This is a genomic window from Acidaminococcus sp. HCP3S3_G9_1 (genome assembly GCF_052122455.1).
In the GTDB taxonomy this organism is placed as follows: Bacteria; Bacillota; Negativicutes; order Acidaminococcales; family Acidaminococcaceae; genus Acidaminococcus.
This window is the reverse complement of the sequence record NZ_JBQKCH010000031.1, coordinates 1-2158: the sequence shown is the minus strand read 5'-3', so window position 1 is coordinate 2158 and position 2158 is coordinate 1. Positions and strand designations below refer to the sequence as shown.

1 protein-coding gene is annotated in these 2158 nt (G+C 59.5%); it reads left to right on the top strand.

Annotated features, from left to right (window positions below; translation table 11 throughout):
- The first annotated feature begins 497 nt into the window (after positions 1-497).
- On the top strand, positions 498-2009 hold the full coding sequence (locus ACTQY1_RS11150; RefSeq protein WP_441374206.1) for a capsule assembly Wzi family protein: 1512 nt from the start codon (positions 498-500) through the stop codon (positions 2007-2009).
- The last annotated feature ends 149 nt before the right edge of the window (positions 2010-2158 follow it).

Sequence of the window (2158 nt, the reverse complement as noted above, 5' to 3'; positions counted from 1 at the left end):
AGCCCACAAAAGGGGGCTTGGGTAAGTGCACCCTTTTGCAAAGATCCATAGCAACTGAAATTTATTTTAAAATTGGCTTGACTTTATATAGTTGGTCTACGGCGTTGGGGTTGGATGTTGGATACAACGGTCACAGGAACGGATTTTTTGACGACCCCGTTTCTCTGATTTTCTGTTGCATCTCTGACCCCAACGTGGTAGGGGCTTCCCGCAGGGGAGCCCATCCCGGCCGCCGGGTTTCATGTTCAAAGGCAGATGCGTGAGCATCTGGCATCCGAAACGATGAACGATGAACAAACGGCCGCCGGATTTTCCGTTGGCCGTTCCATCTTGCTCCCGATCCTGGCGGGCCGCCCGGCGTGCGGCCCCTACGGACCCGTGATCACTTAATCCCCCCTCCAATTTCTCGTCCATTCACCTGCATATATGGTATAATTACTTGTCTACACAAATCCCAGTACTGGGATGATTTTGCTGAAAAAGGGGGCTTTTGTGCTATGAAACATACTTTTGCTGTGGTGCTTGCTTTGGGGCTGGGCCTGGCTGGGGGGCCGGGGACGGCGCTGGCTCAGGTGGCGGCCAATGTGCCGGTGGACAGCCGGTATTATGAGACTATTGATAAACTTTCGGGGATGGGGTACCTGTCTTCGCTGCCCAACGGGGCCCGGCCCTACAGCCGTCTCCAGATGGCCCAATGGGCCCTGGAAGCGAAGGAAAAGGCGGCGGAGAAGCCTCTTCCCGGGTACTTGGAGGCGGATCTGGCGGATTTGGAATCTTATGTGGCGCCGGAGGTGGCGGCTCTCCAGGGCAGCGGTACCGGCGGGGACGGGTTCCGGCTCCGCTCTTTCCAGGTGGGCACCGGGTATCTCCATGGGGACAGATTCTCCTACCGGGACAGCCGGACGGCCAGTGAATGGGCTCCGTTTGCCGGGACCAACGGCCACAAAAAGGGACGGAACGGCAGTATGGCCGGGGAAGTGGAGGCGTCCGGGAACCTGGGCCATGAGGTGGCCCTGGGGATCCGGGGCCGGGCGTCCTGGGACAAGGACAATGAAGGCACGGCCAGCCTGGAGGAAGCCTATGTGAAGACCCGGACTGGGGCCTGGGCCTGGGAACTGGGCCGGCAGGCCATGACCTGGGGACAGGGGGCCAGTGGCCATCTGCTGCTGGGGAACGGGATGAAGCCTCTTACCACTCTCCAGGCCCATCTTAATGAACCCATTCAGGCCGGGGGCTTCCTGAAGTTCCTGGGCCAGGTGGATTTCCATGCCTTTTACGGCCGTCTGGACGGGGAACGGGCGGAGGATGCGGCTCAGTGGGGCCGGAAGGATTACAACCATCCGGGGCTTCTGGGGCTGCGGCTGGATGTGACTCCCACCCGGTGGCTGACCTTGGGGGCTTCCCGGATCTCCATGCTGGGCGGGGATGAAAACGGTCTTTCTTCTCACGACTGGGGGAAGTGGATTTACGGCCACAATGCGGACAGCCAGGACAAATGGGACGACATCGGAGGCGTTGACTTCCGGCTGCGGCTGCCCGGGGTCCAGTTCTACGGAGAGATGTACGGGGAGGACCAGGCTCACGGCATGCCCTCGGACTGGGGCTGGCGGGGCGGTGTGTACCTGCCTCAGCTGACCCGGGACGGATCCTGGGATCTGGTGGCGGAAATGGCCCACACCAACAAGGACTGGTATGTCCACGGCACCTACCAGGACGGCTGGACCTATAGCGGGGACATACTGGGGGACTGGATGGGCAATGACGCCCGGAAGTACTATGCCCGGGTGAACCATTATTTCCCGGGAGCGGACCGGCTGGGGCTGTACTACCAGCGGACGGAGAAGGACCGGGGCAGTGACGGGCCGGTGATCCAGGAAACCGGGCTTACGGGACGGAAGAAGCTGAAGGACGCGGTGTATCTCAACGGGACGCTGGGGTATGCCTCCATCAAACAGGGGGCAAAGGACCATGCGCTGTTTGCCGGTGCGGAGGTAGAGTGGGATTTATAGGCAAGTGAAGAGTGAAGAGTGAAGAGCAGGCCTCTGGCCGTAAACCGTACCCCTTGTCAAGGACAGTTTCTAAAAGTAGGACCCCTTGTTTTAGACAGTTCAACAATCCTGGTACCTTTAAAATGGACGTTTGGTAATTGTCTATCAGA

Excerpts from the sequence above, each read along its gene's own strand:
- ACTQY1_RS11150 (WP_441374206.1), top strand. The coding sequence starts at position 498 with ATGAAACATACTTTTGCTGTGGTGCTTGCTTTGGGGCTGGGCCTGGCT.